The sequence below is a fragment of the Streptomyces sp. NBC_00316 genome (assembly GCF_036158715.1).
Classification (GTDB): domain Bacteria; phylum Actinomycetota; class Actinomycetes; order Streptomycetales; family Streptomycetaceae; genus Streptomyces.
In genome coordinates, this window is record NZ_CP108023.1 from 5,404,639 (window position 1) to 5,428,816 (window position 24,178).

Here is a 24,178-nt window from a genome sequence, read left to right on the forward strand (position 1 = left end):
GTCCTGCCGGGGTCAGACCTCCAGCTCGGCCTCGATGCGCTTCAGCTGGTGGCGGGCCATCGCCAGGTTGGCGCGGCCGGAGTCCAGCACCAGGTAGAGGAAGAGCCCGTTGGTGCCGCGCGCCTTGAGCAGCCGGATCAGGTGGTACTGGCCGCTGAGCGTGATCAGGATGTCCTCGATCTCGTCCTTGATGCCGAGGTGTTCCATGGTGCGGAGTTTTGCGCGTACGACATCGGTGTTGCCCGCGGCCGCGACGTCCAGGTTGAAGTCCTTGCCGCCGCCGAGGGTGCCCAGGGCCATGCCGCTGGTGTAGTCGACGAGAGCGACACCGAGGGTGCCCTCGATGGACGTCATTGCTTCCTTGAGTGACGTTTCGGTGTTGGCCATGAGTGCTCGTTTCCTTTCCTTGCCGGCCGAGGTGACCGGCTCCGTTATCTGGCGCCCCTGGTGCGGACAGGGCTGGTGTTACGTGCGGTGCGGGAGGGGGCCGCCGGGCGGCGGGGTGCGTGGGCGCGGCGCGTGCGGTGCGGGCGCGGGCTGCGCGGTGCGTTGCAGTGCGGCATCGACCAGTTCGCCGATCCGGGTGCTCGTCCGGCGGCCTTCCAGGTGGAGCCGGCCGACATTGATCCGGTCCTCGGCCAGGAGCGTGAGGACGGCGGACGAGCCCGCCGCATACGTGGCGACGTAGCCGGTCTCTCCTCGTACGAGCAGTTCGCGGAAGCCGCCCCGGCCGGTCGCCTCCGTCATCCGGAGCGCGACTCCGAGCGCGGCCGCGGTCAGTGCGGCGATGCCCTCCGCCTCCACGCCCGGGGTGTCCTGGGCCAGGACGAGTCCGTCGGTGCTGGCCGTCAGCGCGCCCGCGAGGAGCGGCACCCGGGCGCGCAGCCGCTGGAGTTCGGCCAGGACGTCCTGGACCTCGGCCTCGGGAACCATCAGTTGTCTCCTCCCGGCACGCTGTCTGAGCGCGCGAATCACAGGGCCTCCAATGCGTCTCTGAGCCGGCGCAGCAGGGCGACGTCGGGATCGGCCGTGACCTCGGGAAGCGTGATCCGGCCGGGCGCGGTGGCGGACGGGGCCGCCGTCTGCCGGACCGCTTCGACCAGTCCGGCCGCGGTGAGCCGCCGCAGGTCGACGAGGATGTGGAATGCCGAGCGGCCCAGGTGCTGTGCGATGTCGGAGGCCGTACGCACTCCGTCCACCAGGTCGAGCACGCGGCGCCGCCGAGACGGGACGGGGACGTCGACGGGGTGGGCCGCCCGGACGAGCGGGGCGGTGTCGGTCGTCGCATGGGGCCAGATCCGGTCCAGCAATTCCCGGCGCCGGAGCGTCTCGCGCTGCACGGCATCGACGGGGACGGGGTGCACGGGACCGATCCAGTGCGAGACCCCGTAACGGAACCGGGCCGGGGTCCGGGAGGGGGCGAGGGCGAAGAAGGCGGCGTCGTACAACGCCCCTAAGTGGCAGAGCTCCAGGGCGCCGCCGGGTATCCGTCCGCTGTCCACGAGGTAGCGGCCGACCCGCTGGCGGGTACCCGCCTGGGCGACGGCGTCCCACCAGCCGTCGCGGTGCACGGTGCCGCTCGTGGTGAGCAGAATGTCGATGCCAGGCGTCGCAGGGCTCTCGGCGTGCACGACCTGGCCGTCGGCGAGGTAGAGCGTGCCGCGGTCGCGCATCAGGGCGCCGGTGGCACGCTCGGCGGCGAGGCGCTGGAGCATGGGGGAGAGGGCGGAAGCTGCTCTCACAGGGGAGGCTCTCTCGGAAGGGGTTCTGTCGGGAAGTGTTCTTTCGGGCGCGGTGGTGCTCATGCCAGGACCAGCCGCTCCGCCATCTCGCTCAGCCGGATCCGGGCGAGCGCCAGGTTGCCGTCGGAGCGGTCGAGCCACAGGTGCAGGAAGACACTGCTGTCGAAGGCCGTCTCGACGAATCGGAGGATGTGGTAGCCGGCGTGGGTGGTGACGATGACGTCCTCCACCGGTGGCGCCGTACTCTTCTCCGCAACAGGGCTCTCTCCCGGGCCTGTTGAGGTTTCCGGGACGGAGGGGGCGAACGCGGGCTGCTCCGCCGCCATGCGCGCGACCTCGGCCGTCTCGGCGGCGGTAGCCTCGTGGTCGCCGTTGGGCGAGTCGCCGATGGTGCCTAGGGCGAGACCGCTCGTCCAGTCGACCACCGCGGCGCCTCGGGCACCGGGCAGCCTCATGACTTCGAGCAGGCACTCGTCGATTCCGGGCACGCGGGCTCCCTCCCGACCGGACGTGCGGCTGTGACTCCGAGGCTACGCAACGTGCTCGCCCCAGGTGGGCGTTCTGGCATTTTCCATTGGTACATGCGGAAGGTGGTCGGAATCGGTCGGACCCGTTGTCGCCCCTGTCGCGTTCTGTCCGTGTTCGATGCCGCTCGCCGTCTCCGGGGCAGGTCTTTCGGGCGCGCCTGTTGACTACAAGTATTCAGGGCGACAGGATGTGAATAGAAGCATCACAGTCGCGAGGAGGCATTGCCATGTCAGGACCCCGCCCCGTACGGGCACCGCGCGGTACGGAACTGAGCGCCCTGGGATGGCAGCAGGAAGCCGCCCTGCGCATGCTCCAGAACAACCTCGACCCCGAGGTCGCCGAGCACCCGGACAAGCTCGTCGTCTACGGCGGCACGGGCAAGGCGGCCCGCGACTGGCGTTCGTACGACGCGATGGTGCGCACGCTGCAGACGCTCAAGCAGGACGAGACGATGCTCGTCCAGTCCGGGCGGCCGGTCGGTGTCATGCAGACCCACGAGTGGGCGCCGCGCGTCCTGATCGCCAACTCCAACCTGGTGGGCGACTGGGCGAACTGGGAGGAGTTCCGCCGCCTGGAGGCGCTCGGACTCACCATGTACGGGCAGATGACCGCCGGGTCGTGGATCTACATCGGCACGCAGGGCATCCTGCAGGGCACGTACGAGACGTTCGCCGCCGTCGCCGCGAAGAAGTTCAACGGGACGCTGGCCGGCACGATCACCCTGACCGCCGGACTCGGCGGCATGGGCGGCGCCCAGCCGCTCGCCGTGACCATGAACGACGGCGTCGCGATCTGCATCGACTGCGACCCGCGCGCCATCGAGCGCCGCATCGAGCACCGCTACCTGGACGTGCGCGCCGACTCCCTGGAGCACGCGCTCCAGCTCGCCGTCGAAGCGCGCGACGCGCGCAAGCCGCTCTCCATCGGGCTGCTCGGCAACGCCGCGGAGCTGCTGCCCCGGATGCTCGCCGAGGGCGCCCCGATCGACATCGTCACCGACCAGACCAGCGCGCACGACCCGCTCGCGTACCTGCCGATCGGCGTCGACTTCGACGACATGGCCTCGTACGCCGCCGAGAAGCCCGCCGACTTCACCCAGCGGGCGCGCGAGGCGATGGCCAAGCACGTCGAGGCGATGGTCGGCTTCATGGACGCCGGGGCCGAGGTCTTCGACTACGGCAACTCGATCCGCGGCGAGGCCCAGCTCGCGGGCTACGACCGGGCGTTCGACTTCCCCGGGTTCGTCCCCGCGTACATCCGGCCGCTGTTCTGCGAGGGCAAGGGCCCGTTCCGCTGGGCCGCGCTGTCCGGTGAGGCGTCGGACATCCACAAGACCGACAAGGCGATGCTCGAACTCTTCCCCGAGAACGAGTCGCTGCACCGGTGGATCAAGATGGCCGGCGAACGCGTGCACTTCCAGGGACTGCCCGCCCGGATCTGCTGGCTCGGCTACGGCGAGCGGGACCGCGCCGGTGAGCGGTTCAACGACATGGTGGCGAGCGGTGAGCTGGCCGCGCCGCTGGCGATCGGCCGCGACCACCTCGACTGCGGTTCGGTGGCGTCCCCGTACCGCGAGACCGAGGCGATGCTCGACGGGTCCGACGCGATCGCGGACTGGCCGCTGCTGAACGCCATGGTCAACGTCGCGTCCGGCGCTTCCTGGGTCTCCATCCACCACGGTGGCGGCGTCGGGATGGGCCGCTCCATCCACGCGGGGCAGGTGACCGTGGCCGACGGCACGAAGCTGGCCGGCGAGAAGATCCGCCGGGTGCTGACGAACGACCCGGGCATGGGCGTCATCCGGCACGTCGACGCGGGGTACGACATCGCGGAGTCCGTCGCCGCGGACAAGGGCGTGCGGGTGCCGATGACCGAGGGCGGGCAGTGACGGTGCCGGGTACGGGTTCCGTCGCACCCGATCGTTCCGCTGCGAACGATCGTCCGCAGGCGTCCTTCCACACCATGTGGAAGGAGCTCGCTCCCCTCGGGCGGCACGCCGGGAGCGGTGGCTACCGGCGGTATGCCTGGACCGCTGCCGACCATGACTGCCGCGACTGGTTCCGGGCGCAGGCCGAGGCCCGTGGGCTCGTGTACGAGGCCGACCGGAACGGGAACCAGTGGGCCTGGCTCGGGGATCCGCTCGGTGACGACGCCGTCGTCACCGGGTCGCATCTCGACTCCGTGCCCGACGGCGGCGCCTTCGACGGTCCGCTCGGCGTGGTCTCCTCCTTCGCCGCGTTCGATGAACTCCGTCGCAGGGGAGCGGAGTTCACCCGGCCGTTCGCCATCACCAACTTCGGTGACGAGGAGGGGGCCCGGTTCGGGCTCGCCTGCGTCGGTTCCCGGCTCGCCGCCGGGCAGCTGACCGTCGAGAAGGCGCACCAGCTCCGCGACGGTGATGGCATCACGCTGCCGCAGGCGATGGAGGCGGCCGGCTACGACCCCGACGCCATCGGCCCGGACCCCGAACGCCTGGCCCGTATCGGTGCGTTCGTCGAGCTCCATGTCGAACAGGGGCGCTCCCTCGACCTCACCGGCGACCCGGTGGGCATCGCCTCCGCCATCTGGCCGCACGGCCGCTGGCGGTTCGACTTCCGGGGCGAGGCCAACCACGCGGGTACCACCCGGCTCGTCGACCGGCGCGACCCGATGCTCACGTACGCCGAGACCGTGCTGGCCGCCCGCCGCGAGGCACAGCTCACCGGGGCTCTGGCCACCTTCGGCAAGATCGCCGTCGAGCCGAACGGGGTCAACGCCATCCCCTCCCTCGTCCGTGGCTGGCTCGACTCGCGCGCCGCCGACCAGGACACTCTCGACGCCGTCGTCACCGGCATCGAGCGGGCCGCCCGGGAGCACGCCGAGCGTGCGGGCATCGATCTCGACGTCGTACGGGAGTCCTTCACGCCCGTCGTGGAGTTCCAGCACGCCCTGCGCGACGAGCTGGGCAAGATCCTTGCGGGCAGCGGCGACAACGGCGGCGACGCGGGCCGCGCCGTGCCCGTCCTCGGCACCGGAGCCGGGCACGATGCGGGTATTTTGTCCGCTTCGGTGCCTACCGCCATGCTGTTCGTACGGAACCCCACCGGGATCTCGCACTCGCCGGCCGAATACGCCGCCGAGGACGACTGCGCGGCCGGGGTGATCGCACTCGCCGATGTACTGGAAGGTCTCGCGTGCAGCTGACAACGACAGCGACGGGGCAGATGCACGACACCGTGACGTTCTGGCTGTCCCACGCCTGGCTCGGCACCCATGTCGAGCCGGGCGTCACCCTGGACGTCGCCGACGGGCGGATCACCGGGGTCCGTACCGGCGTCGACGCCCCGCCTCCGGGTGCCACCGTGCTGCGCGGGCTCACCCTCCCCGGTCTCGCCAACGCCCACTCGCACGCCTTCCACCGCGCCCTTCGCTCCACGGTCCAGGTCGGTTCCGGCACCTTCTGGACCTGGCGCGAGCTGATGTACCAGGTCTCGGCCCGCCTCACCCCCGAGTCGTACTACGACCTCGCCCGCGCCGTGTACGCCGAGATGGCGCTGGCCGGCATCACCTCGGTCGGCGAGTTCCACTATCTGCACCACGCGCCGGGCGGAGCCCCGTACAACGACCCGAACGCGATGGGCGAGGCCCTGATCGCCGCCGCCGACGCGGCCGGGATCCGGATCACCCTGCTGGACACCGCCTATCTCGCCGCCGGGTTCGGGCAGGGCGCCGGGCAGTACCAGCAGCCCGACCAGCACCAGCTGCGGTTCTCCGACACCACCGCCGAGGCCTGGGCCGAACGCGCCTCCCTCCTCAAGGGCAGCGACCACGCCCTGATCGGCGCGGCCGTCCACTCCGTACGCGCCGTGCCCGCCGGGCAGCTCGCCACCGTGGCCGCATGGGCCGAGGAACGTCAGGCGCCCCTCCACGTCCACCTGTCCGAACAGGTCGCGGAGAACGAGGCCTGCCAGGCCGCCCACGGCTGTTCCCCCACCCGGCTGCTCGCCGACCACGGGGTCCTCGGCCCGCGCACCACCGGCGTCCACAACACGCACCTCAGCGATGCGGACATCGCACTGCTCGGCGCCTCGGCCACCGGTACCTGCATGTGCCCCACCACCGAACGCGATCTCGCCGACGGGATCGGCCCCGCCGTCGCCCTCCAGCGCGCGGGCTCGCCGCTCTCCCTCGGCAGCGACAGCCACGCCGTGATCGACCTCTTCGAAGAGGCCCGCGCGATGGAGCTCAACGAGCGCCTGCGCACCCGGACCCGCGGCCACTGGACGGCAGCCGCGCTGCTGCGCGCAGCCACCGCAGACGGACACGCCGCACTCGGCCGCCCGGACGCCGGCGCCCTCGAACCGGGCGCCCTCGCCGACTTCACCACCGTCGCCCTGGACTCCGTCAGGACAGCGGGACCGGCGCCCCGACTGGCAGCGGAAGCAGCCGTATTCGCCGCCTCCGCCGCTGATGTGCGTCATACGGTCGTGGCAGGCCGGCACATCGTCCGCGACGGGCAGCACGCGCTCGTCGAGGACGTCCCCGCAGCACTCGCCTCGGCCATCTCAGCCCTGCACGGCTGACGCCGGACCACCGCAAGGAGAGCAGCCCCCCGATGACGACGACCGCCCTCACCAACATCGCCAGTCTGGTCACCAACGACCCTTCCCTCGGTGACAATTCCCCCCTGGGCCTGATCCTGGACGCGGCCGTCGTCATCGAGGGCGACCGCATCGTCTGGACCGGTGAGTCGAGCAGAGCACCCGCCACCGACAACGCCGTCGACGCGGGCGGCCGCGCAGTGATTCCGGGGTTCGTCGACTCCCACTCCCACCTCCTCTTCGCGGGCGACCGCACCCAGGAGTTCAACGCCCGGATGTCGGGCCGCCCCTACACCGCGGGCGGCATCAGGACCACGGTCGCCGCCACCCGCGCGGCCACCGACGACGAGCTCTCCGCCAACATCGCCCGCTATCTCGGCGAGGCGCTCCGCCAGGGCACCACCACGTTCGAGACCAAGTCCGGTTACGGGCTCACCGTCGAGGACGAGGCCCGCGCCCTGCGTATCGCCGCCCGGCACACCGACGAGGTCACCTACCTCGGCGCCCACGTCGTGTCCCCCGACTACGCGGACGATCCCGCCGGATACGTCGACCTGGTCACCGGACCGATGCTCGACGCCTGCGCCCCGTACGCCCGTTGGGTCGACGTGTTCTGCGAGAAGGGCGCTTTCGACGGTGACCAGGCCCGCGCGATCCTCACCGCCGGCATGGCCAAGGGGCTGCACCCCCGGGTCCACGCCAACCAGCTGACCTACGGCCCCGGTGTCCAGCTCGCCGTCGAGCTGGACGCCGCCTCCGCCGACCACTGCACGCACCTCACCGATGCGGACGTCGACGCCCTGGCCCAGGGCAACACCGTCGCCACGCTTCTCCCCGGCGCCGAGTTCTCTACCCGCGCGAACTGGCCCGACGCCCGCCGCCTCCTCGACGCGGGCGCCACCGTCGCGCTCTCGACGGACTGCAACCCGGGCTCGTCGTTCACCTCATCCATGCCCTTCTGCGTCGCGCTCGCCGTCCGCGACATGGGCATGACCCCGGATGAGGCCGTCTGGTCCGCCACCGCGGGCGGCGCCGCGGCCCTGCGCCGCACGGACATCGGCCGGATCACCCCCGGCGCCCGCGCCGACCTGGCTCTCCTCGATGCCCCCAGCCATGTCCACCTCGCCTACCGGCCGGGGGTCCCGCTGGTGCAGGCCATCTGGCAGCGCGGCGAGCGCATGCTCTGACCGCGCGGACGGCACGTCAGTCATGCGGAAGGACCTGCCCGTTGCCGGGTCAGGTCCTTCCGTACGAGGTCGTGCGGGGCCGCGCGGAACGTGCCGGGGCGTCACTCCTCCAGCGTCAGGCCCTTCCTGAGCCTGTTCAGTGTCCGGGAGAGCAGCCGCGAGACGTGCATCTGGGAGATGCCGAGTTCCTCACCGATCTCCGACTGCGTCATATTGGCGACGAAGCGGAGCGAGAGGATCTTCCGGTCGCGGGCGGGCAGCGAGGCGATCAGCGGCTTCAGGGACTCGACGTACTCGATGCCTTCGAGTCCGTGGTCCTCGTAGCCGATCCGGTCGGCCAGCGCGCCCTCGGCGTCGTCCGCCTCCGGCTTGGCGTCGAGCGAGCTCGCGGTGTAGGCGTTGCTCGCCGCCATGCCTTCGACGACCTCGTCGTCGGTGAGTCCGAGGCGCTCGGCGAGTTCGCTCACCGTGGGCGCCCGGTCGAGCCGCTGGGCGAGTTCGTCGCCCGCCTTGGCCAGGTCGAGCCGCAACTCCTGCAGTCGGCGCGGGACGCGCACGGACCAACTGGTGTCGCGGAAGAACCGCTTGATCTCGCCGATGATGGTCGGCATCGCGAACGTGGGGAACTCGACGCCCCTGCTGAGCTCGAACCGGTCGATCGCCTTGATCAGGCCGATCGTGCCGACCTGGACGATGTCCTCCATCGGTTCGCTGCGTGAGCGGAACCGGGAGGCGGCGAACTTGACCAGTGCCAGGTTCAGTTCGACGAGCGTGTTGCGTACGTACGCGTACTCGTGGGTGCCCTCTTCGAGGGACTCGAGCCGGGCGAAGAGCGTCTTCGACAGCGCTCTGGCGTCCAGCGGACCCACTTCGGAATACGGCGGGATCTCGGGAAGTCCCTGCAGTCCTTCGCCGGTGCTTCCGGCCCTGCTGGTGGTGCGTGTGCTGCTGCGCTGGCCCGGGACGGCGGCCGTGGCAGGGGAGTCTGATTCGGTCAGTCCCTGAGGACATGCCGACGTCGCGTCGTGGGTACGCGGTTCGTCGAGCCGGGGTGACATGGTCTCCTCCATCGTTCTCGGCATATGGCTGCCGATGCCCATACGTGTTCCTGCGGTGAAGCGGCGCCTCCAAAGCCGGCCGTGTTTCGGGTGTCCTCCTACCCTTACCCGGTTCCGACGGCGAGTTACAACCACTAATTGAGAGTAAATGTCCGGTTTATTGGGGTCTTTGGCTACCGCGTGGCGTACGGAACGCGTACTGTTTTACGAACGTCAGCGACAGCTGCACACGCAACCGCATGTGCAGTGACAGTCAGTGAGGCGTGCGGTGACGCAGGCAGTGACGAACGGTGAAGAGGGACAGGCATGGACCGCCGGACGGTCGGCAGTGCGAACCGGGGCCGACTTCAGGTCGAGACCCGGACCGAGGGGCGCAGTGAGGTCGTGACGCCGGTGGGTGAGCTGGATCACCACACCGCCGATCTGCTCCGTGAGCCCCTGGAGAGCGCGGTCGAGCAAGGGCGTGTGCGCCTGGTGGTCGACTGTTCGCGACTCGAGTTCTGTGATTCCACCGGGCTCAATGTGCTGCTCGGTGCCCGTCTCAAGGCGGAGGCGGCCGGGGGAGGGGTCCATTTGGCCGGAATGCTGCCGGTGGTGGCGAGGGTCTTCGAGATCACCGGGGCCGAGGCGGTCTTCACCGTCCACGACTCCCTGGAAGAGGCTCTGGACGCCTGACCGTGGCGTGTGTCATGACACCGGGCGGCCGGCGTGTTGCCCGAGTCACGCGAACCGCGCAGGCGAAGTGGGTGTTGTCACGATTCGGCCGGGCAGAAGAGAACCCGGCCGGTGCCGGGCGTCCCACGGGCTTCGTATCCGGTCGGTGCCCGCATCTGTATGTGTATCTGTTCAATGGCGACATGGTGAATCGGTGAGGTGAAGCGCTGATGAGCACCACCCGGCAGCATCCGCCGGGCGACCTCGGCCGCGAGCCGGAGGGGGCGGGCGACGGCGTCGGCGTACCCTCCGGCGAGCCGGTCGAGCGGCAGTGGCGCACGCTGCCGCTGCGACAGGTCAGCGGCATCGTGCCGACGGCCCGTGATTTCGCCCGCCAGGCCCTCCACGAGTGGGGCTGGCTGCCCGCGTCGACCGCCGACCGCCGCGCGGCCGCCGAGGACGTCCTCCTGGTCGTCTCCGAACTGGTCACCAACGCCTGCCTGCACGCGGAAGGGCCCGAGGAGCTGCGCATCGCCTGCACCTCCAAGGTGCTGCGGGTGGAGGTTCTCGACGGCGGTGCCGGACAGCCCGCCCCGCGCACCCCGCACCGCGCGGGCCGGCCCGGCGGGCACGGCATGTTCATCGTGCAACGGCTCTGCCTGGACTGGGGGGTCCTGCGCGTGCCGGGCGAACCGGGCAAGACGGTCTGGGCGGAGCTGGCCGCCCCCGCGTAGTCAGGGCCCGGCCCCGACTCCGTACAACCTGACTTCGCATCCCGCAGGAGCGCGCCCGATCGGCGCGCTCTTTGTCTTCCCTCCACAAGGCCCCAGGCGTACCTTGAGCGCCCGATCTGATGTGTCGTCAGTAACTTGCGTCGATGTGATGCGTCGTGCGGCGACTACCGGCATGAGGGGAACTCGAGGTGTCGTACCCGAAGCGAACAGCTCTCGCGCTGGCGTCCGCGCTGGCCGGCTCGTGGGTGCTGCTGGCCGCGCCCGCCGCACACGCCACGGTCGTGGACGTCGACTACAAGTGCAAGACCCCGATCGGCGACAAGAGCGCCGTGTCGCCCATCGATATCAAGGGCGTCAGGAGCGGCAGCGGCTACACGCTCACGATGTCCTTCCAGAAGGGTGTCTCGTCCAGCCCCGTCGAACTGGGCAAGGGCGCCATGAACCCCAGTGCGGTGATCCTGCTGGGCGGCGCCGAATCGGGCCAGGTCCGGGTCTCGGGACCGGCGAACGCCGCGGCCGTCCCGGCCAACACCCCCATCAAAATCAGTGACTTGACGGGTACGTACACCCCGAAGAAGAGCGGCAAGGTGACTTTCACCGCCGGGGTGCTCACCATCAAGGCGCTCGGCACGACCACCACCTGCACCCCGGGCAACAGCCCCAAGCCGTCGCTGGAGCTCGATGTGACGGCGGCGGGCGGCGTACAGAGCACATCGGACGGCGGCCAACTGCCGAAGACCGGTCCGCTCGACTCCGCGACGGCGCTCGGGATGCTCGGCGGCACGGTGCTGCTGACCGGTGCGGCCGGAGTGCTGTGGCTGACCCGGCGCGGGCAGCGGGCCACGGGCTGAGCCCGAACCGTCCCCGCCGCATCCGCGTCCCGCACGTACGCACCAGGGAGCCCTGCCCATGACGTCGTTGACCGGTCACGCCGCCCGAGCCGCCCTCGCCCTTCTGCTGTGTGCGTTCGTCATGACCCCGGCGGCCGGTGCCGCCGAACGGACCGGCAGCGCCGCGGACTGGACGGCCCGGCCCGCCGCGGGCGGCGCCGGGACCGGGACCGGCAAGGACGACGGCAGACCGTACTTCTACCTGGAGGGCGCGCCCGGCACCGTCCTGCAGGACCGGCTCGCCGTCACCAACCCGGGCCGTACCCCGGTCACCGTACGGCTGCGCGGAGCCGACGCGTACAACGCCGAGGACGGCGACTTCGCGCTACGTGGATCAGAGAACTCCACCGGAACCGGTGCCTGGCTGCGGCTCGCGGCGGACACGGTGACCGTGCCCGCCCGTACCCGTGCCGACGTGCCGTTCTCCGTCACCGTGCCGACGACGGCGGCGCCCGGCGACCACCCCGGCGCGATCGTCGCCGAGAGCGCCGGCCGTTCGGTCGGCGTCCGCGTCCATCTGCGGGTCGGCGGGCCGACCCTGGCCGCGCTCACCGTCGAGGACGTCACCGTGTCCGGCCGGACCATCCACTACACCCTCGTCAACCGCGGCAACACCGCCCTCGCCCCGCGCCTCGCCGTCGGCGCGGACGGGGTGTTCGGCACGCTGCTGCGGCGCGAGGCCCGGACCCTGCCGGTGGAACTGCTGCCCGGACAGCGGGTGAAGCTCACCGAACCGTGGCGGGACGTCCCCGCACTCGACTCCGTCACCGTCCGGCTGCGGGTCACCGCCGAGGGCGGCGCGCACAGCGAGGCGGCGGCCTCAGCGGTCCTGGTCCCCTGGGTGCCGGTCACCGGCGGCGCACTGCTGGTCCTCGCCGCGACCGTCCTCGGTGCGTACGGGTACCGGCACAGACAGCGGCGGCCGCCGGGCGACGCGAGCCCGCGATCGCAACCCACGTCGGAAGAAAGGCACTTGGTGCAGGCGGGAGCGGACACGTGAGACGACACACCGGAGCCGCGGAACGGCGGACGACCGGCTCCGCGCGGCGACGGACCGGAGCGGCAATCCTTCCGCCCGGCAGCCTCCGCCGGACCGCCGCGCTGCTCGCCGCCCTGCTGCCCGCGCTGCTGTTCCTGCCCGCAGCAGGTGCCCGCGCGGCGGACGGCCGGCCCACGGTCACCCTGTCGCAACAGCAGGCGGGCAAGGGCGGTGAGATCACCGTCAAGGGCAGCGGCTGGCGGCCCCACGCCCTGCTGATGATGCTGATCTGCGGGCAGTCCGCACCGGGCAGGGGCGTCATCGGCGGCACCAACTCCTGCTCCAACGCCGACGGACGCGCCGTCACCACCGACGCCAAGGGCGCCTTCGGCAAGAAGATGCCGGTCGCCGAGCCGCCCGAACCGTGCCCGTGCGTGGTGCATGTCGCGACGGTCACCGGGGAACAGGCCCTCGCCGACGTCGTGTTCGTCGTCGCGGGCCACCCGGTCGCCCCACTGCCCAAGCAGACCGACAGCGGGAAGCTCGCGGTGCTCGCCGCCACCCGGCTGGACGGCGACAGCGGGATCCTCACCTGGTTCGGTGCCCCACCCGCCCGGAAGCTCGTGTTCACCGTCGGCAATCTCGGCTCGGCACCCGTCAAGGACCCGGTCTTCGAGGTCGGCACGGCCCACGGGGTCTTCGCGCCGCAGTGGGAGGAACAGCAGTGGCGCGGCACCGTGGCGCCCGGCCGCAAGGCGCAGATCGAACTCCCGGTCGAGCTGGCGGCGGGCGCGCACGGCGACTACCGGATCTCCCTGCGGTACGGGACGAAGGTGCTGGCCGAACAGCCGTGGGGGGTGGGCCGCCCCTGGGGCGTCACCCTCTTCTGGGTCCTGCTCTGCGTTGTCGTGCCGGCCGCCGTGTTCCGGATCGGCATGGCGGTCGTCGACAAGGTCCGGCCCCGCACGCCGTACGCCTCGGCCCGGCCCGGACGCCATCGCCACCCGCAGCTCAGCGAGATGACCGCGAAACTTCCGAAGCTGCGCCGGGCACCGGACACCGTCCCCGTGAATTCAGCGACGGCGTCCCCGTCAGGACGCACCGGGCCTGCTGCGGGCACGGCCGCGCTGCCGTGGTTCACACCGGAATCCGCACCGTCAGAGAACAGACCCACGACGAAGGGACATTCGTGAGCACCCAACGGAGGATGAGCGCGGCCGGAGTCGCGCTGATGCTCGGCGGCGCGGGAATCCTGCTGGCCGCGAGCCCGGCCCAGGCCGCCGACGTCTCGTACAGGACGGAGTGCATACCGCCGTCCATCTCAGGGCTTCCGCCCGTGCAGGGCACCACCAAGGTGCAGCTGACCGCGCCCGCCGAGGCGAAGGTCGGGGACACCGTCGAGGTGGTGTGGAAGACGGTCGAGGCCGCCTCCAGCAACCCCGACGTCCTCGACCTGGAGAAGGACACGGTCAAGCCGACCGGCACGATCAAGGTGGGCGGCGCGGCCGGTGGCGACCTGCCGATGGAAGGGCCGCGGCAGAACCCGCCGATCCCCAAGAACAGCCCCATGGTGCTGCCCGACATGAAGGGCATGCTGAAGCTGGAGAAGGCCGGCGAGATCACGCTGACGCCGGACGCGTACAACATCAACGTCTCCAAGCCGATCTCCACCGACACCAAGTGCTCCCCGAAGGAGACCGTCCAGCCGGGCGCGACGATCAAGGTCACGGACGGTGGCGGCGGAACGACGACCGCAGGCGGCACCACGGCTGCGGGTGGCACCACGACCGCAGGCGGCACGACGGCCGGTGGTACGGACAGCGGAGGCGCGAGCGCCGGCGGTACGGACAACGGGGGCACGGACTCCGGAGGCACCACCACCGGATCCAGCGGTGGCGGCAACGGCGGTCAGACGGACTTCGAAGGCAAGGAGGTGTCCGTCGCGTACGCCTGCAAGACGCCGATCGGCGACAAGAACGCCACCTCTCCGGTGAAGATCGACGCGAAGAAGAACGGCGGCGGCTTCGACCTCACGGTGAAGTTCAGCAAGTCGGTCATGGACAGCCCTGCCGACATCCCGGCCGACTCGGTGAAGCCCTCCATGGAGGTCAAGCTCGGCGGAGCCGACAAGGGCACGGTCCATGTTGAGGGCCCCACCAACAAGGAGCCCATCAAGTCCGGCGATCCGATCGAGATCCCCGATCTCACGGGAACGTACAAGCCGGGTGCGAGCGGCAGGTCCACCCTCAGCCCGGGCGTGCTGACCGTGATGGCGCTCGGTACGACGACGACGTGCACCCCGCCCGCCGACGTCGCGGTCTCCCTGGAACTGGACACCGCGTCCCAGCCCGGCGGGGCGGCCGGCGGGGCGGCCGGCGGAGCGGCCACGGGCGGCGCGGCGAGCGCCGGCGGTACGGACTCCGGTGGCGGGCTGGCTGCCACCGGTGCCGAGGACAACGGCACCCTGCGCGCGCTCGGCCTGGTCGCCGGTACGGCGATCCTGCTCGGCGGCGCCGTGTTCACGTTCACCCCCTGGCGCCGGCTGCGCGGCACCAGGTGAGCTGAGCTCCGTACCGGGGCAACGCGAAGGGCCGTCGTACCGGTCAACCGGTACGACGGCCCTTCGTACGAGCGGTCAGCGCATCAGCGCATCAGCGATCAGTGCGTCAGCGCACGTCGCCCATGAGCTGCTTGACCTTGTTGCGGTACATGAAGATCGCGACACCCGCAGCCACCGCGAGGGCGGCCTGCAGAGCGACCACACCGGTGCCGTTGAGGTCGATACCCGCGATGGAGAGCAGACCCGTCGTGCAGTCACCGGCGGTGACGGCCAGGAACCAGACACCCATCATCTGGCTGGCGTACTTGGCCGGAGCCATCTTCGTGGTGACGGAGAGACCCACCGGGGACAGCGTGAGCTCGGCGACCGTCTGGACGAAGTAGATCGCGACCAGCCACATCGCGGCGGCCTTGTGGCCGTCCGTGGCGATCATCAGCGGCGCAAGGAAGAGGAAGAACGACGCACCGACCAGCACCAGACCGGAGCTGAACTTCACGATCGTGCTCGGCTCCTTGCCACGGCGGTTCATCGCCAGCCAGAAGGCGGCGAAGACCGGGGCCAGCGCCATGATCAGGACCGGGTTGACCGACTGGTACCAGGAGACCGGGAACTCCCAGCCGAAGACGGTGTTGTCGGCCGAGGAGTCGGCGAAGATCGCGAGCGTCGAACCACCCTGGTCGTAGATCATCCAGAAGATGGCGGCGGCGACGAAGAACCAGATGTAGCCGGACATCTTCGACTGCTCGGAGGCGCTGAGCTCCTTGTCGCGCTTGATGCGCGCCAGGACCAGCACCGGAATGACCAGGCCTGCGACGGTGATCGGGACGAGGATCCAGTTGAGCGTGTAGACGCCGGTGACGACCGTGATGATGTAGAAGACCGCGGCTATGGCCATCCAGATCATGCCCTTGCGCAGCGTGCTCGCACGCTCGGCGGCGGACAGCGGCTTCGGAACGACGAGGCTGCGCTCGTTCAGGTGGCGGGTGCCCAGCAGGAACTGGACGAGACCCAGCGCCATGCCGGCCGCGGCGAGCGCGAAGCCCAGGTGCCAGTTCACGTTCTCACCGACGGTGCCGATGACCAGCGGCGCGGCGAAGGCACCGACGTTGATGCCCATGTAGAAGATCGTGAAGCCACCGTCACGGCGTGCGTCGTCCGGGCCGTCGTAGAGCTGGCCGACCATCGTCGAGATGTTGGACTTCAGCAGACCGGAGCCGATGGCCACCAGGCCGAGACCGGCGAAGAACGTGCCCTGTGCGGGCAGCGCCAGCGCCAGGTGGCCGATCATGATGACCACACCGGCGACGGCGACCGTCTTGCGGGGACCCCAGACGCGGTCGCCGAACCAGCCACCGGGCATGGCGAGCAGGTACACCAGCGACACGTAGACCGAGTAGATCGCCGTGGCCGTGGCCGGGTTCATGTGAAGCCCGTTGGGGGCGATCAGGTAGAGGGGGAGCAGGGCCCTCATGCCGTAGTAGCTGAAGCGCTCCCACATCTCGGTCATGAAGAGAGTGGCCAGGCCGCGGGGGTGGCCGAAGAAGGTCTTCTCGGAGCCAGACGTGCTGGCTGAGTCCTTCGTCAGGCTGGACGCCATGGTCGATCCTTGCTTGCTCGGGACGCGACGCCCTGTGAGGGTGACGCGCCCGGTGGGGGGAGGCCGGCACCGATACGGCTGCGCCCCACCCCTCACGCCCGAGAGGGATTCGCTCCGGTCTCCGTACGCGTACGGAGTCGATGCCGGAGTCGGGGGACGGACCGCATCGGGATCCACGCCCGGGGCACTTCTTTGCGCTCCGGGCCCGGCCACAGGTCATTCACTGCGTCAAGGCCGACGGGTGTCGGCCCGCATACCAAAGAGACCTTCGGCGCTCAAAGCTGCTCAAAGGTCCTTGAGTAGTGCAACAGGCGTTGAGCCACCATACGACACCACACTGCCGGATATGGAAGGACTTGAGACATGGATCACAGGGATCGGTGCAACCAGACTCACACATTCCAAGGCCTGCCTCGTTCCGTGTCGCTGACCCGAAGGCCTTGTCGATCACCTCACGGCAGCCGCCCCATGCGGACTACCATCACCCCATGACCCGTGTACTGCTCGCCGAGGACGACGCATCCATCTCGGAGCCGCTGGCCCGCGCCCTGCGGCGGGAGGGCTACGAGGTCGAGGTCCGCGAAGACGGCCCGACGGCGCTCGACGCCGGACTCCAGGGCGGCATCGACCTGGTCGTGCTCGACCTGGGCCTGCCCGGGATGGACGGCCTCGAAGTGGCCCGGAGGCTCCGCGCCGAGGGGCACGCCGTGCCGATCCTGGTGCTCACCGCCCGCGCCGACGAAGTGGACACGGTCGTCGGTCTGGACGCCGGAGCCGACGACTACGTCACCAAGCCGTTCCGCCTGGCCGAGCTGCTCGCCCGGGTGCGGGCGCTGCTCCGCCGCGGTTCCACCGAGCCGGCCCCGCAGCCCGCCACCCACGGCGTGCGGATCGACGTCGAGTCGCACCGGGCCTGGATGGGCGACGAGGAACTCCAGCTCACTGCGAAGGAATTCGACCTGCTGCGGGTCCTGGTCCGCGACGCGGGCCGGGTCGTCACCCGCGACCAGCTGATGCGCGAGGTCTGGGACACCACCTGGTGGTCGTCGACGAAGACCCTCGACATGCACATCTCCTGGCTCCGCAAGAAGCTCGGCGACGACGCCGCGAACCCGCGCTACATCGCCACCGTCCGGGGCGTCGGCTTCCGCTTCGAGAAGAGCTGACGTACAGAAACAACCATGCGCCGCCGACTGATCAACTCCACGCTCGCCGTGGTGCTCGTGGTGATCGCCGTCTTCGGTGTCTCCCTCGTCATCGTCGAGACCCGCACCATCAGCAACAGCGCCCAGGAGAGCGTCGACTCCGAGGCGCTGCGACTGATCAGCGTGGTCGAGAGCCGGCTCGTCGAGTCCGAGCGGATCGACCCCACGGTGCTCGCCGAACAGGTCGACGACAACCGGTACGCGCTCGTCAGGATCCCCGGCCGCGCCCCCCTCGAAGTGGGCACCCGCCCCACCGGCAGCGTCATCAGCAGTACGGCGACGGGGGAGCAGGGCGAGAAGGTCACCGTCGAGGAGTCCAGCTCGGCCGTCACCCGCGAGGTCGGCCGCACCCTGATGATCATCGGTGCGGTGGCGCTGCTCGCGATCGTCTCCGCCGTACTCCTCGCCGTACGCCAGGCCAACCGGCTGACCTCGCCGCTGGTCGACCTCGCCGAGACGGCGGAACGGCTCGGCTCCGGCGACCCGCGGCCGCGCCACAAGCGGTACGGAGTGCCGGAACTCGACCGGGTCGCCGACGTCCTCGACTCGTCCGCCGAACGGATCGCCCGGATGCTGACCGCGGAACGCCGGCTCGCCGCCGACGCCTCCCACCAGCTCCGCACCCCTCTGACCGCGCTCTCCATGCGGATCGAGGAGATCTCCGTCACCGACGACCCGGACACGGTGAAGGAGGAGGCGAACATCGCCCTCACCCAGGTCGAGCGCCTCACCGACGTGGTGGAACGGCTGCTGACCAACGCCCGCGACCCGCGCACCGGCTCCGCGGTCGTCTTCGACCTCGACGAGGTCGTCAAGCAGCAGATCGAGGAGTGGCGGCCCGCCTACCGTGGCGAGGGCCGCGCCATCGTCTGCTCGGGCAAACAGGGTCTGCGGGCGGTCGGCACCCCCGGCGCGGTCGCCCAGGTGCTGGCCGCACTGATCGAGAACTCACTGATGCACGGCGGCGGCACGGTGGCGCTGCGTACCCGGGTCACCGGCAACCAGGCGGTCATCGAGGTGACGGACGAGGGCCCCGGCGTCCCGCCCGACCTGGGTGCCCGGATCTTCGAGCGGACGATCAGCGGCCGCAACTCGACGGGGATCGGCCTGGCGGTGGCCCGTGACCTGGCCGAGGCGGACGGCGGCCGCCTGGAACTGCTCCAACTGCAGCCGGCGGTCTTCGCCCTGTTCCTGAGCCGCGTCCCCGTCACCCGCCGGGAACCGGAACGCCCGGTGCGCTGAACCGGGGGCTCCGGGCTGCGGCTGTCGGGCCGAGGGCAGGGAGATCAAGCCCGCCCGGCCATCGAGGGCGAAGCAGTGACCGGACGACCCCGGTGCCTCACCGCTGTACCGCTTCCACCGGTTCCGCCGGCACCGGCGCCCGCCCCTGCGCCACCACACCTACCCCGTCTTTGGCAGGCAGCGCCTTGAACACCCAGCTCCGGTAGGACCAGAACCGGAACAGCGTCGCGATGCCGATCCCGAGGATCTTGAACACATTGCTCTGGACCGGGCTGTTCCACCCGAACCCGTACGTCGCCGCGTACAGCACGCCGTTCTCGATCACCGCGCCTACCGCGCTGAACAGCAGGAACAGCATCAGCTCGCGGGTGCGGCCGGTCTTGTCACGGTCCCGGTACGTCCAGTAGCGAAAGCCCACGTAGTTGAAGAGGATGGCGACGAACGTCGCCAGGACGCTGGCCCGCACCACCTGAAGGTCCGTGGTGTGCCGCAGCAGGTTGAAGACCGCGACGTTCACCAGCAGACCCAGCGCACCGACCGCGCCGAACTTGGCGACCTCTCGGGCCAGCCGGTCCAGCCGGGTTCGCAGTGCGCCCCGTTCGCTCATGGTGATCGCTCAACCCCGTCCCTGGATCCGGTCGACCCGGCCATGCTATCCAGCCCGCCCGTGGGTTGCCTGTGGGCCGCCGTACAGGGCGGCGGCGCTGTGCCGCAGACGCCCCGGAACCCGTCCCGGCAGGGCATCGTCCGGTGCTCCCCGGCGCGGCGGATACCCTGGAGGAGTGACGTTTCCGGTAGTCGGCATGGTCGGTGGCGGTCAGCTCGCCCGTATGACCCACGAGGCGGGCATCCCCCTCGGCATCAGATTCAAGCTCCTGAGTGACACCCCTCAGGACTCAGCTGCCCAGGTGGTGAGCGAAGTCGTCGTCGGCGACTACCGCGACCTGGAGACCCTGCGCGCCTTCGCGCGCGGCTGTGACGTGATCACCTTCGATCACGAGCATGTCCCGACCGAGCACCTGCGGGCCCTGGAGGCGGACGGCATCCCCGTGCGCCCCGGCCCCGACGCACTGGTGCACGCCCAGGACAAGGGGGTGATGCGCGCCAAGCTCTCGGAGATCGGCGTGCCCTGCCCCCGCCACCGCATCGTGACGGACCCGGCCGACGCGGCGGCGTTCGCCGCCGAGGTCGGGGGCTTCCCCGTCATCCTGAAGACGGTCCGCGGCGGCTACGACGGCAAGGGCGTCTGGGTGGTCCGTTCCGAGGCGGACGCGGCCGAACCGTTCCGGGCCGGTGTCCCGGTCCTCGCGGAGGAGAAGGTCGACTTCGTACGGGAACTGGCGGCGAACATCGTCCGCTCGCCGCACGGCCAGGCCGTCGCCTACCCGGTCGTCGAGTCGATCCAGGTCGACGGCGTCTGCGACACGGTCATCGCCCCGGCTCCCGGGCTGAGCGAGAAGCTCGCCGGTGAGGCCCAGCAGCTGGCCCTGCGGGTCGCCGCCGAACTCGGTGTCGTCGGCCACCTCGCCGTCGAACTCTTCGAGACCGCCGACGGACGCATCCTCGTCAACGAGCTCGCGATGCGCCCGCACAACTCCGGTCACTGGACCCAGGACGGCGCGATCACCTCGCAGTTCGCCAACCACGTCCGGGCCGTACTCGACCTGCCGCTCGGCGACCCGCGCCCGCGCGCCACCTGGACGGTCATGGCCAACGTCCTCGGCGGCGACTACCCGGACATGTACCAGGCGTATCTGCACTGCATGGCCCGCGACCCGCAGCTCAAGATCCACATGTACGGCAAGGACGTGAAGCCCGGCCGCAAGGTCGGCCATGTCAACACCTACGGCGACGACCTGGCGGACGTGCGTGAGCGCGCCCGGCACGCGGCCGACTACCTGCGAGGAACGATCACCGAATGACTTCCCCCGCCGCGCCGCTCGTCGGCATCGTCATGGGCTCGGACTCCGACTGGCCCGTCATGGAAGCAGCGGCCAAGGCCCTCGACGAGTTCGAGATCCCCTACGAGGTCGACGTCGTCTCCGCCCACCGCATGCCGCGCGAAATGATCGCGTACGGGGAGAACGCCGCGGACCGCGGCATCAAGGCGATCATCGCGGGTGCGGGCGGCGCCGCCCACCTGCCCGGCATGCTCGCCTCCGTCACCCCGCTGCCCGTCATCGGTGTCCCGGTTCCGCTGAAGTACCTGGACGGCATGGACAGCCTGCTCTCCATCGTGCAGATGCCGGCCGGCGTTCCGGTCGCGACCGTCTCGGTCGGCGGCGCACGCAACGCGGGCCTGCTGGCCGCCCGTATCCTCGCCGCCCACGACGGCGAGCTGCTGGCGCGCATGCGGGAGTTCCAGCAGGAGCTGAACGACCAGGCGACGGAGAAGGGCAAGCGGCTGCGCACCAAGGTCGAGGGCAGCGAGTCCTTCGGCTTCGGCAAGTAGACGACCAGAAGAGGAAGCGGGCGACCATGGCGGATCAGATCGCGGGCCGGATCACGGACCACTCCGGTGACCACCTCGCACAGGCGGCGGAACTCCTCGCCGAGTACCCCGTCGTCGACGGCCACAACGACCTGCCGTGGGCGCTGCGCGAGCAGGTCGGATACGACCTGGACGCACGCGACATCGCCACCGATCAGTCCGCCCACCTCCACACCGACATCGGGCGGCTGCGTGCCGGCGGCGTCGGCGCGCAGTTCTGGTCCGTCTACGTACGGTCCGACATGGCCGGCGAGGATGCCGTCAGCGCCACCCTGGAACAGATCGACGTGGTCGCCGAGCTGCTGGACCGCTACCCCGCGGACCTGCGGCGCGCCCTGACCGCCGACGACATGGAGACGGCCCGCGCCGAAGGCCGGATCGCCTCCCTGATGGGCGCCGAGGGCGGCCACTCCATCAACAACTCGCTCGGCACCCTGCGCGCCCTGCACACCCTCGGCGTCCGCTACATGACGCTGACCCACAACGACAACATCGCGTGGGCGGACTCGGCGACCGACGAGCCGGGCGTCGGTGGTCTCTCCCCGTTCGGCCACGAGGTCGTACGGGAGATGAACCGCACCGGCATGCTGGTCGACCTCTCCCACGTCGCGGCGACGACGATGCGCGACGCGCTCGCCACGTCCACCGCGCCGGTGATGTTCTCGCACTCCTCGTCGCGGGCGATCTGCGACCACCCGCGCAACATCCCCGACGACGTGCTCGCACAGCTCCCGGCCAACGGCGGTATCGCCATGGCGACCTTCGTGCCGAAGTTCGTCCTGCCGGAGGCCGTCGCCTGGACCCGGGCCGCAGACGAGAACATGCGCGCCCATGGACTGCACCACCTCGAGACCACCGCTCAGGCGATGAAGATCCACGCGGAGTTCGAGGCGGCCAACCCCCGCCCGATGGCCACCGTGGCGACGATCGCCGACCACCTCGACCACATGCGCGAGGTCGCCGGGATCGACCACATCGGTATCGGCGGCGACTACGACGGCACCGCGTTCCTCCCCACCGGCCTCGAGGACGTCGCGGGCTACCCGAACCTGATCGCGGAACTCCTGGGCCGCGGCTGGTCCGCCACCGACCTCGCCAAGCTCACCTGGCGCAACGCCGTACGGGTGCTGCGCGACGCGGAGGACGTCGCCCGTGACCTGCGTACGCAGCGCGGCCCGTCCCACGCCACGATCGAAGAACTCGACGCCCCCACGGCCCCGTAACGGCCCCGGGAACGACCCGGGCCCGCGTCTTTCCCCGAAGACCTGAACGACAGAGGGAGACGCGGGCCCGGACGCATGCGGGGGCCGGCGGGCGACGCATGCTCAGGCCTGGGGCCGCCCCATCGCCCGGTACGTCCAGCCCGCCTCGCGCCACAGTGCACCGTCCAGCGCGTTGCGGCCGTCGAGAATGATCCGGTGGGCTGCGGCCTCGCCCAGCGCCGCCGGGTCCAGCTCACGGAACTCGCGCCACTCCGTCAGGTGCAGCACCACATCCGCACCGCGCACGGCGTCCAGCGCGGACTCCGCGTACCCGAGCGTCGGGAAGAGCCGCCGGGCATTGTCCATGCCCTTCGGGTCGTAGACGGTGACCTGGCCGCCCTGCAGATGGATCTGCCCTGCCACGTTCAGGGCCGGCGAGTCGCGTACGTCGTCCGAGTCGGGCTTGAACGTCGCGCCCAGCACGCCCACCCGCTTGCCGAGGAACGAGTCCCCGCCCACGGCCTCCCGGGCCAGCTCCACCATGTGGCCCCGGCGCCGCATATTGATCGAGTCGACCTCGCGGAGGAAAGTCAGCGCCTGGTCCGCGCCCAGCTCACCGGCGCGCGCCATGAACGCGCGGATGTCCTTGGGCAGGCAGCCGCCGCCGAAGCCGATCCCGGCCCGCAGGAACTTGCCGCCGATCCGCTCGTCGTGGCCGATCGCCTCGGCGAGCTTCTTGACGTCGCCGTCGGCTGCCTCGCAGACCTCCGCCATGGCGTTGATGAACGAGATCTTGGTCGCCAGGAACGAATTCGCGGCGGTCTTCACCAGTTCGGCGGTCGGGAAGTCCGTCACCACGAACGGCGACCCCTCCGCGACCGGCACCGCGTACACCTCGCGCAGCAGCTTCTCGGCCCGCTCGCTCTCCACACCGACCACGATCCGGTCCGGGTGCAGGGTGTCCTTCACGGCGAAGCCCTCGCGCAGGAACTCCGGGTTCCAGGCCAGCTCCGCGTCCGTGCCCACAGGCGCCAGCTCGGCGAGCCGCGCCGCGAGCCGGGCGGCGGAACCCACCGGCACGGTCGACTTCCCGACGACCAGGGCGGGCCGGGTCAGCTGCGGCGCCAGCGACTCGAAGGCACTGTCCACATAGCTCATGTCGCAGGCGTACTCGCCGTGCTTCTGCGGGGTGTTCACGCAGACGAAGTGCACATCGCCGAAGGCACCCACCTCTTCCCACGACGTGGTGAAGCGCAGCCGCCCGGTGGACCCCTCGATGCCCGCCACGTGTTTGTGGAGGATCTCCTCCAGCCCCGGCTCGTACATGGGGACCTTGCCGGCGCTCAGCATCTCGACCTTCTCGGGCACGACATCGAGCCCGAGCACTTCGAAGCCGAGTTCCGCCATGGCCGCGGCGTGGGTGGCGCCGAGGTAGCCGGTGCCGATCACAGTGAGCTTGAGGGCCATGGAGTGCTCCTGGGAGATGCGGACGGTCGTGCGGTGAACGAGCATAGTCGTGCCTTCGGATG

At 70.5% G+C, this 24,178-nt stretch carries 23 protein-coding genes; 15 read left to right on the forward strand and 8 right to left on the reverse strand.

The window, feature by feature from the left end; all coding sequences use genetic code 11:
- Positions 1 to 12 precede the first annotated feature (12 nt).
- From OG878_RS24115 to OG878_RS24130, 4 genes are all read right to left on the reverse strand, one after another.
- Positions 13 to 387 carry a hypothetical protein gene (locus OG878_RS24115; RefSeq protein WP_328888703.1) on the reverse strand — a complete coding sequence of 125 codons (375 nt, stop codon included), beginning with the start codon at positions 385 to 387 and terminating at the stop codon, positions 13 to 15.
- Positions 388 to 465: 78 nt separating this feature from the next.
- Positions 466 to 933, reverse strand: coding sequence for a roadblock/LC7 domain-containing protein (locus OG878_RS24120; protein ID WP_328888704.1), 468 nt, complete (start codon positions 931 to 933; stop codon positions 466 to 468).
- Between the two features lie 38 nt (positions 934 to 971).
- Complete coding sequence (locus OG878_RS24125) at positions 972 to 1,715, reverse strand: helix-turn-helix domain-containing protein (protein ID WP_328891362.1); 744 nt, start codon at positions 1,713 to 1,715, stop codon at positions 972 to 974.
- Positions 1,716 to 1,801: 86 nt separating this feature from the next.
- Positions 1,802 to 2,230, reverse strand: a complete 429-nt coding sequence (locus tag OG878_RS24130) for a hypothetical protein (protein ID WP_328888705.1) — start codon at positions 2,228 to 2,230, stop codon at positions 1,802 to 1,804.
- A 266-nt stretch (positions 2,231 to 2,496) separates the two neighbouring features.
- Between OG878_RS24130 and hutU the strand changes: the two genes are divergently transcribed.
- From hutU to hutI, 4 genes are all read left to right on the forward strand, one after another.
- Positions 2,497 to 4,158, forward strand: coding sequence for a urocanate hydratase (gene hutU, locus OG878_RS24135; protein ID WP_328888706.1), 1,662 nt, complete (start codon positions 2,497 to 2,499; stop codon positions 4,156 to 4,158).
- A gap of 74 nt (positions 4,159 to 4,232) precedes the next feature.
- Complete coding sequence (locus tag OG878_RS24140; protein WP_328888707.1) at positions 4,233 to 5,453, forward strand: allantoate amidohydrolase; 1,221 nt, start codon at positions 4,233 to 4,235, stop codon at positions 5,451 to 5,453.
- Positions 5,444 to 6,832 (forward strand): formimidoylglutamate deiminase, encoded by a 1,389-nt coding sequence (locus OG878_RS24145; RefSeq protein WP_443049156.1) that lies wholly within the window; start codon positions 5,444 to 5,446, stop codon positions 6,830 to 6,832. Before OG878_RS24140 ends, OG878_RS24145 begins: the two co-directional genes overlap by 10 nt.
- A gap of 32 nt (positions 6,833 to 6,864) precedes the next feature.
- Positions 6,865 to 8,037 carry an imidazolonepropionase gene (hutI, locus tag OG878_RS24150; RefSeq protein ID WP_328888708.1) on the forward strand — a complete coding sequence of 391 codons (1,173 nt, stop codon included), beginning with the start codon at positions 6,865 to 6,867 and terminating at the stop codon, positions 8,035 to 8,037.
- 101 nt (positions 8,038 to 8,138) lie between these two features.
- Here hutI and OG878_RS24155 read toward each other — a convergent pair whose 3' ends face one another.
- Positions 8,139 to 9,095 carry an RNA polymerase sigma factor SigF gene (locus OG878_RS24155; RefSeq protein ID WP_328891364.1) on the reverse strand — a complete coding sequence of 319 codons (957 nt, stop codon included), beginning with the start codon at positions 9,093 to 9,095 and terminating at the stop codon, positions 8,139 to 8,141.
- Between the two features lie 306 nt (positions 9,096 to 9,401).
- Here OG878_RS24155 and OG878_RS24160 point away from each other — a divergent pair, with 306 nt between their 5' ends.
- The 6 genes from OG878_RS24160 to OG878_RS24185 all read left to right on the forward strand — a co-directional run bounded on the left by OG878_RS24160 (position 9,402) and on the right by OG878_RS24185 (position 14,912).
- Positions 9,402 to 9,770, forward strand: a complete 369-nt coding sequence (locus OG878_RS24160) for an STAS domain-containing protein (RefSeq protein WP_277326551.1) — start codon at positions 9,402 to 9,404, stop codon at positions 9,768 to 9,770.
- A 209-nt stretch (positions 9,771 to 9,979) separates the two neighbouring features.
- The gene (locus OG878_RS24165) at positions 9,980 to 10,483 is read left to right on the forward strand and encodes an ATP-binding protein (RefSeq protein ID WP_328888709.1); all 504 of its coding nucleotides are present in this window, start codon (positions 9,980 to 9,982) and stop codon (positions 10,481 to 10,483) included.
- Between the two features lie 188 nt (positions 10,484 to 10,671).
- Entirely contained in the window at positions 10,672 to 11,334 is a 663-nt protein-coding gene (locus tag OG878_RS24170) for a peptidase (RefSeq protein ID WP_328888710.1), read from the forward strand.
- Positions 11,335 to 11,392: 58 nt separating this feature from the next.
- Positions 11,393 to 12,373, forward strand: coding sequence for a WxL protein peptidoglycan domain-containing protein (locus tag OG878_RS24175; RefSeq protein WP_443049157.1), 981 nt, complete (start codon positions 11,393 to 11,395; stop codon positions 12,371 to 12,373).
- A gap of 65 nt (positions 12,374 to 12,438) precedes the next feature.
- Positions 12,439 to 13,545, forward strand: a complete 1,107-nt coding sequence (locus OG878_RS24180) for a hypothetical protein (RefSeq protein ID WP_443049267.1) — start codon at positions 12,439 to 12,441, stop codon at positions 13,543 to 13,545.
- Positions 13,546 to 13,559: 14 nt separating this feature from the next.
- Positions 13,560 to 14,912, forward strand: coding sequence for a hypothetical protein (locus tag OG878_RS24185; RefSeq protein ID WP_328891367.1), 1,353 nt, complete (start codon positions 13,560 to 13,562; stop codon positions 14,910 to 14,912).
- Between the two features lie 106 nt (positions 14,913 to 15,018).
- On the opposite strand, the gene OG878_RS24190 is transcribed toward OG878_RS24185, so the two are convergent.
- Positions 15,019 to 16,509, reverse strand: a complete 1,491-nt coding sequence (locus OG878_RS24190; protein ID WP_328888711.1) for an oligopeptide:H+ symporter — start codon at positions 16,507 to 16,509, stop codon at positions 15,019 to 15,021.
- Between the two features lie 488 nt (positions 16,510 to 16,997).
- Between OG878_RS24190 and OG878_RS24195 the strand changes: the two genes are divergently transcribed.
- Both OG878_RS24195 and OG878_RS24200 read left to right on the forward strand, forming a co-directional pair.
- The gene (locus OG878_RS24195; RefSeq protein WP_277326547.1) at positions 16,998 to 17,675 is read left to right on the forward strand and encodes a response regulator transcription factor; all 678 of its coding nucleotides are present in this window, start codon (positions 16,998 to 17,000) and stop codon (positions 17,673 to 17,675) included.
- Between the two features lie 15 nt (positions 17,676 to 17,690).
- Positions 17,691 to 18,956 (forward strand): ATP-binding protein, encoded by a 1,266-nt coding sequence (locus tag OG878_RS24200; protein WP_328888712.1) that lies wholly within the window; start codon positions 17,691 to 17,693, stop codon positions 18,954 to 18,956.
- Between the two features lie 97 nt (positions 18,957 to 19,053).
- Here the strand turns inward: OG878_RS24200 and OG878_RS24205 are convergent, their stop codons facing one another.
- Positions 19,054 to 19,563, reverse strand: coding sequence for a GtrA family protein (locus tag OG878_RS24205; RefSeq protein ID WP_328888713.1), 510 nt, complete (start codon positions 19,561 to 19,563; stop codon positions 19,054 to 19,056).
- A gap of 175 nt (positions 19,564 to 19,738) precedes the next feature.
- Here OG878_RS24205 and OG878_RS24210 point away from each other — a divergent pair, with 175 nt between their 5' ends.
- The 3 genes from OG878_RS24210 to OG878_RS24220 are packed head-to-tail and all read left to right on the forward strand — an operon-like array spanning position 19,739 to position 22,670.
- Entirely contained in the window at positions 19,739 to 20,878 is a 1,140-nt protein-coding gene (locus tag OG878_RS24210; RefSeq protein ID WP_328888714.1) for a 5-(carboxyamino)imidazole ribonucleotide synthase, read from the forward strand.
- Complete coding sequence (gene purE / locus OG878_RS24215) at positions 20,875 to 21,408, forward strand: 5-(carboxyamino)imidazole ribonucleotide mutase (RefSeq protein WP_277326543.1); 534 nt, start codon at positions 20,875 to 20,877, stop codon at positions 21,406 to 21,408. Before OG878_RS24210 ends, purE begins: the two co-directional genes overlap by 4 nt.
- Positions 21,409 to 21,434: 26 nt before the next feature.
- Positions 21,435 to 22,670 carry a dipeptidase gene (locus tag OG878_RS24220; RefSeq protein WP_328888715.1) on the forward strand — a complete coding sequence of 412 codons (1,236 nt, stop codon included), beginning with the start codon at positions 21,435 to 21,437 and terminating at the stop codon, positions 22,668 to 22,670.
- Positions 22,671 to 22,772: 102 nt separating this feature from the next.
- Here OG878_RS24220 and OG878_RS24225 read toward each other — a convergent pair whose 3' ends face one another.
- Positions 22,773 to 24,116: a UDP-glucose dehydrogenase family protein gene (locus OG878_RS24225; protein WP_328891368.1), complete on the reverse strand. Its 1,344-nt coding sequence runs from the start codon at positions 24,114 to 24,116 to the stop codon at positions 22,773 to 22,775.
- Positions 24,117 to 24,178 lie beyond the last annotated feature (62 nt).